At 61.4% G+C, this 6,918-nt stretch carries 4 protein-coding genes and 1 riboswitch; all 4 genes read right to left on the bottom strand.

Going from position 1 to position 6,918, the window contains the following annotated elements:
* Positions 1-96: 96 nt before the first annotated feature.
* Positions 97-3,870 (bottom strand): cobaltochelatase subunit CobN, encoded by a 3,774-nt coding sequence (cobN, locus tag WCA53_RS17925; RefSeq protein WP_423913387.1) that lies wholly within the window; start codon positions 3,868-3,870, stop codon positions 97-99.
* Between the two features lie 3 nt (positions 3,871-3,873).
* Entirely contained in the window at positions 3,874-4,962 is a 1,089-nt protein-coding gene (gene cobW / locus WCA53_RS17920; RefSeq protein WP_423913384.1) for a cobalamin biosynthesis protein CobW, read from the bottom strand.
* A gap of 183 nt (positions 4,963-5,145) precedes the next feature.
* Positions 5,146-5,468: riboswitch (cobalamin riboswitch) on the bottom strand.
* Between the two features lie 203 nt (positions 5,469-5,671).
* The gene (locus tag WCA53_RS17915; protein ID WP_423913379.1) at positions 5,672-5,953 is read right to left on the bottom strand and encodes a hypothetical protein; all 282 of its coding nucleotides are present in this window, start codon (positions 5,951-5,953) and stop codon (positions 5,672-5,674) included.
* A complete protein-coding gene (locus tag WCA53_RS17910; protein WP_423913376.1) occupies positions 5,950-6,792 on the bottom strand; it encodes a hypothetical protein in 843 nt (280 codons plus the stop codon). Before WCA53_RS17910 ends, WCA53_RS17915 begins: the two co-directional genes overlap by 4 nt.
* Positions 6,793-6,918: the final 126 nt, after the last annotated feature.

Here is a 6,918-nt window from a genome sequence, read left to right as displayed (position 1 = left end):
GCACGCCGCCCAAAGCCGGATCGACGGCGGCCAATAAAAGCGCTTGCTGCAAGGGCGCTTGCGCGACCAGTGCGGTGAAAGGAAAAGTAGCCTCGTTCATGTTCGTTGCCCTTCGAGTTGCTGTTCGGCGTCAAGCAAGTGACGCTCGATCTGGCCTTTATAGTCGCCGGGGGTCTGCCACAAGCCGCGCTGCATCGCTTCGGTGAGGCGCTCGCAGATCGCGTGCAACGCGTGGGGATTGTGCTGCTGCATGAATTCGCGCGTGTCGCGATCGTTCACGTAGGCGTCGGCGACCAGCGCATATTGATGGTCGGACACCACCCGCGCGGTCGCGTCATAACCGAACAGATAATCCACGGTCGCGGCCATTTCCGAAGCGCCCTTGTAACCATGCCGTTTCACGCCATCGATCCATTTCGGGTTGACCACGCGCGACCGGATCACGCGGGAAATCTCTTCCTGCAACGTGCGAATGCGCGGCGCGGCGGGATTGCTGTGATCGGCGTTGTAAGACTGGGGCTGCGTGCCCGACAAGTGCCGCACGGCTGCAATCATGCCGCCCTGGAACTGGTGATAGTCGTTCGAATCGAGCAGGTCATGCTCGCGGTTGTCCTGGTTTTGCACGACCACGTCAATCGTTGAAAGCCTCATGCCGAAGGTATCGCGGGCATCGACGCCATCACCTTGCTGCGAGTAAGCGAAGCCGCCCGCATTCTGGAACCCGCGCGCGAGATCCGCATCGCTTTGCCATTGCCTTGCGTCGATCATCTCCTGCAAGCCCGCGCCATAGGCACCGGGTTTCGTGCTGAAAACGCGCCAGCCGGCACGCAGGCGGGCTTCCTTTGCGTCCAGACCCCGCGCCACGTTCGCGTCGCGTTCGCGCATGATCCGGGCGCGGATCGGATTGACGTCTTCCTCTTCGTCGTCTTGTTCGGCGACGGCCTGTACGGCGGCGTCGAAGAGATGCATCAGGTTCGCGAAGGCGTCGCGGAAAAAGCCCGATACACGCAGCGTCACGTCAATACGCGGACGATTGAAAATGGTGATCGGCAAGACTTCGAAATCCGTCACGCGATTGCTCCCCGCCGCCCACTTCGGCCGCACGCCGATGAGCGCCATGGCTTGCGCGATATCGTCGCCGCCGGTCCGCATGGTCGCCGTGCCCCACACCGACAAGCCGATGGCGCGCGGGTAGTCTCCGTGCTCCTGAAGATGACGCTCGATCAGCGTATTGGCCGACTTGAGGCCCAGCGTCCATGCGGCCCGGGTCGGCACGGCGCGCGTGTCGACCGAGTAGAAGTTGCGGCCCGTGGGCAATACGTCGGGCCGGCCGCGAGAAGGCGAGCCGCTCGGGCCAGGCGGTACGAAACGCCCGGCAAGTCCGCGCTTGAGTTGCTCAAGTTCCTCCGGACCGCATGCATCGAGTCGCGCCAGCAGATCGCCGTTCAGGCGCTCCAGCACCTGCGATGTCATCGGCCACGAAAAATCGGACGGTGCGTCGAGCATCGACGTAGCCAGCAATTCCAGACGCTCGCGCGTGTCTCCGTGATGCCGCCACGGCGTATCGATCGTGGCTTGAAGTTCGGCGGGACGCGGTCCCGTCCACGGGGCGCTCCAGTCGGCATCGAGCGGATCGAAGGCCTCGCCCAGGTGCAGGTCACGGGCCAGCGCCGTGAGCACGCTCGCGTTCGCGCCTTGTCCGTCACCGGTTGGATAGCGCCCGAGCGCGAGCAGCGTGTCGCGCCGCTGTATGCCTTGCGGCGAGACGCCGAACACGTGCAGGCCGTCGCGGATCTGGGCTTCTTTCAACTCGCAGAGATAGGCGTCGGCACGCGTCAGTAGCGCGTCTTCGCCGTTGGAGTCGCGCGGCTTGTCCACGCCGAGCTCCTCATGCAGCCGATGCTCGACAATGCTCGCCAGGATGGTTTTGCGCAGCAATTTCGCGCGGCGCGGATCGACCATCAACGCTTCGTAGTACTCGTCGACCTGACGCTCCAGGTCCTGCAGCGGCCCGTAGTTTTCGGCGCGCGTCAGTGGCGGCATCAGATGATCGATGATCACCGCCTGCGCGCGCCGCTTCGCCTGACTGCCCTCACCGGGATCGTTCACAATGAATGGATACAGGTGCGGCATGGCACCCAGCGTCAGGTCGGGCCAGCACGACGCGCTCAATGCGACGCTCTTGCCCGGCAGCCATTCGAGATTGCCGTGCTTGCCGACATGCACGATTGCATCGACGTTAAAGCGAAGTCGCAACCAGAAGTAGAACGCGAGATACGAATGGGGCGGTACGAGTTCGGCGTCGTGGTAGCTCGCGTAATCGCCACGCTCGCGCGACCTCGCGGGTTGAATGCCGACGAACACCTGGCCGCTACGCCAACCGGAGATCATGAACCGGCCCCGACGCAGCGTGGGATCGCTTTCGGGCGGTCCCCACCGTTGGTTCAACTCTTGCCGCACGCCTTCCGGCAACTTTTGGAACGCGTCCAGATAGTCGTATAGCGCCAGGCTTTGTAGCGCGGGGCGCAGGTCGCGTACGGACGGATCGTTCGTCACGCCCGAGGTGAGCGCCTGCATCAGCGCGTCGCCACTGGCGGGAAGCTTACTCGTTCGATACCCCTCGCGCGCCAGCATGGTGAGGATATTGACGACGGACGCGGGCGTATCGAGGCCCACGCCGTTGCCGATACGTCCTTCGCTCAGCGGATAGTTCGCCAGCACAAGCGCTATCCGCTTCTCGGCGTTGGCGGTGTGCCGCAAGCGACACCAGCGCATGCTCAACTCTGCCACAAAGCGCACGCGTTCGAGGTCGGGTTGATAGCGCACCACATCGACTTGCGTGGCTTTGCATCGGTAAGCCAGGCCTTTGAAGCTGATCGCGCGGGTGATGATGCGGCCGTCCACCTCGGGCAACGCGACGTGCATGGCGACGTCGCGGGAATTCAGTCCGTGATTGTCCTTCAGCCAGTCTTCGCGATTTCCCCCGCTGAGGATCACCTGGAGGACCGGCGCGTCGCCGGCCAGTTCGAATGGCGCGGGATCGTCGATCACGCCGGCCGCAAACGAAGTCGTGTTCAACACCAGCGACGTACCATGATCCGCGCATAGTTGCTGCACGACTTCGCGGCTCAACGGGTCCTTGAGCGAGGCCATGGCGATGGGCAAAGGATTGAGTCCGTGCGCCTCTAGCGCGTCGATCAGGGCATCGAAGACATCCGTGTTGCCGGACTGCAAATGAGCGCGGTAAAACAGCACGGCGACGACCGGCTGACCGGAAACCCAGCGGCGGCGCCAGTCGTCTGCGGTGGCAATTCGCAGCGCCGGATGATAGATCGCCACCGAAGGCAACGGACTCGGCGCGTACGCTTCACGCCCATATCCCAGCGCGCGATTCGCGATGCAGCGAAGAAACTCCTCGGCGTTCTGCTCGCCGCCTTCACGCAGATATCGCCAAAGCTGATCGCATAGCGCGGGGTCCGCCGTGCTCTTTGCAATGAGGTTCGGGTCCTCCTGCAGGTCGCCGGAAAACATCACGAGCATCTGGCCGTTACGGCGCGCAAGCGCCGTGATCGTTTCGATTCCGTAGGGCCAATAGGCCTCGCCGCCGAGATGATCGATGACGACCGCGCGTGCATGCCTGAGCACGTCGTCGAGATAAAAATCCACCGATGCCGGTTGCCTCAGGAACGCCTGGTTCGCGAGCCTGATCTCCGGAAAACCCGCTTCCAGACGCGGCACGACGCTCGCGAGAAGCGACAAGGTGGTGTCGGCGGAACTCAGCACGACAATCGGTGCGGGCGTCTGGTCAATGCGTATGACACCGGCCGTATCGTCGACGAAACCACCGGGCGTGGTACGCAGCAGGTGCACGGATCAGGCCTGCACGGACGTGTTGGCGAGCGCGGCATAGAGCGCCTTCTGCAAGCGCGCCTGATCGAGGTCTTCGCCGATCAGCACGAACTGGCTGGTCGCATCTTTCGCCTCGGCCGGGGTCCAGCGCCGGTCGAAGTAGCTATCAAACCGTCTGCCCACACCTTGCACGACGAGCCGCATCGGGGCGCCGGGCAACGCCGCGAATCCCTTCACACGATAAATCGTGTTCACCTCGACCAAGGCTTGCAAGGCCGCGATCGCGGCTTCGCGCGACTCGACCCGCGCCTCGACCACGACTGAATCGAAAGCGTCGTGATGATGATCGGCGTGGCCTTCGTCGTCGGCAGAACCGTGATGATCCACGCGCAGGTGGATCGTGGTTTCGGACGCAGCTTCGAGCCCGAGCAACGCATGCAGATCCAGTTGCGCCATTTGCGCGGGAACGATCTTTACATCGGCCGGAATCTCGCCGCGAATCAGCGCTTCCACGGCGCGCTGCTGCGTCTCATCGATGAGATCGATCTTGTTGAGAATCACCAGATCCGCCGATGCCAACTGATCTTCGAACAACTCATGCAGCGGCGACTCGTGATTTAGATTGGGATCGGCGCGCCGCTGGGCATCTACCGCTTGCGGGTTCGCCGCGAACTGGCCGCTGGCGGCCGCGGGACCATCGACCACGGTCACGACGGCGTCGACCGTGAAGGCGTTCTTGATCGACGGCCAGTTGAATGCCTGGACCAGCGGCTTGGGCAACGCGAGCCCCGACGTCTCGATCAGCACATGATCGATCTGCCCGCGCCGCTCGACGAGCTGTTCCATCACTGGAAAAAACTCTTCCTGGACGGTGCAGCATAGGCAACCGTTCGACAGTTCATACAGATTGGGCTGATCGGTTCCGCTTTCATCTTCGCAGCCGATGTTGCAGCCCTTGAGAATCTCGCCGTCGATACCCAGTTCGCCGAACTCGTTCACGATGACCGCAATACGCAATCCGTTCGCGTTTTGCAGGATATGCCGCATCAACGTGGTCTTGCCGCTGCCGAGGAAACCCGTCACGACCGTGACCGGGATTTTGCGCATTTGCATGTGTTACTCCGTTTTCTCGTTGGGCTCGTTGGGCTCGTTGGGTTCTCGTACCGTCGCCGGATGGCGCGTTCTGGCGACAGCCGCGCGTAGACGACAGGCGTGGGCGAACGCAGACACTGCAATCCGGAAAAGCACGATGAAAGCATCGGTCGGCCGCCGCATCCCCGCGACGCCGATCGCTTCAGGTATTGATCCGCTCTGGCCGGTATCCGGGCTGACGAAAACGCCGCTTGCGCCTTCCCACATGACAAACCATGCAGTGGCATATTGCATTGTCGGGAGATGAGATCGACCTGACGATGTATTGAAGCGGGCTCTGCCGCGCGGTGTGGTGTGTCTTGTGTCTTAGTGACAGTCACAGACATGAACGCCGCGCGACTTTCGCTTTACCGTTGCGGGGGCAGCGCAGGTTGGCACGGTCGATCGACTCGATCCGCACTTCCTGCTTCCCGTTTAACTGCGCGCGGTAGACACCGCGCACGAGCACCAGAAACTGTGGGCAAGTCTAGGCCGCTCGCACGCCAGCGTCAAGATTGACGGGCATTCTGGAGTGGAAGAATCTACGCGAGGCGCCGGAACTAGTCGATTTCCAGCATGGGAACGGCGGTTTGCGAAGCAACCCGCTAACGACAACAGCGCCAGCAACCCCGCATCAGGTGCACCACGCCGCTTTTGACTAAGAAAGGCCCGCACGGTGCGAGCCTTTGGGTCAATCGCTTGTTGGCGGGTTCTTCGCGTCCGGGTGGTCCCTCACGGTGATAAGCGGCGTCAGTCCGGGCTGTGCCGTCGCAAGCAACCGAAACACCAAGCCGCCGATACTTCGCGCGACCTCGTCATCAAGCTTGAAATTCGAGTCCGCGAGCGCCCACGGCACGACAAGCGCACGGCTCATTAGATCGTCAACGGATGCGCGCGGCACGGTACAGATATTGAAACTCTGATTCAGTTCGTCGAACGTAATCAGTACGCCCTTCGGTTGTTGTGCGCTCAAAACACTTCCCCTTTTCCGGCAACGCATCGGCCTAACCGATCCGCCGCGCGTTGTTTGCACATGCCCCACGACGATGGTTTAGCGGCATACCACGCGGCGCATTCAATCATATCGGCGTTATATTGAAACATGCATTCCGCTTCCTCGGAGGGCGTGAGAAAAACCCCTGCGACGGTATCACTAAACTCTGATGCAGCACTCTTGATGTACTCAAACGGCGCAGCATCGCCTAGCGGCGTGGTCATATTGTCCGCGAGTTCGTTGAAACCGGACGCGATTTTTTGCTCTGCTTGACGTTCCAGATTCATCCCACGCCAAACCATGCCCACAACCGAGAGAAGAAACGGCATATCCAACGGTATCGTGTCTTCGAATGACGGGGTATTCAGCAGCCGTTCTCGCTCGATCCTCGCGTCGATCGCATCATTGTATTCAAGGAGCGACGCGGCATTTGCAGCCGCCCGCGCAGCGTAGTCCAGCGGCGGCGCGTATCGCCTTGCCTCTTGCGCTGGTGGGTCAAGCGTAAAACCGCCATTCTCGAAAGCGCTAGTGGTTGCTCCGTTTTCTTCCAAGACAATCACCGCGCCATCACGCACGTAAGTGAGCAACATTTGAAGGGTTTCCCGTGCGCTTTTCGCCAAACGTGAATACCAGGAGAATTCTTTGAGCAAGAACGATTCAACGCGCGCCACAAGCGCAGCGTTCGACTCCCAGACGTACATATCAGCGTGCATCAACATAGCGTGCCCAGCTTTGATTTTCTCGACGTCGTCGGTGACGCTTCGCGCCTTGCGTAGCACGTACCGATAGCCGTTGTAGCGCGTCAATTCCGTTGTCATCGGGTCGAGTCCACTTTGGTTGCAACGGACCCAAGCTACCGCACGTTTCTCCACCCACATCTCAAAAAGACAAATCCGCGAACGACAGCGCTAATCAGGCACCGGGTTAGCCGATCCTCATATACC

Origin of the sequence: Caballeronia sp. (assembly GCF_049581465.1) — a bacterium.
In the GTDB taxonomy this organism is placed as follows: domain Bacteria; phylum Pseudomonadota; class Gammaproteobacteria; order Burkholderiales; family Burkholderiaceae; genus Caballeronia.
Note: the sequence above shows the minus strand (reverse complement) of the source record. Positions and strands in the feature narration are given on the sequence as shown.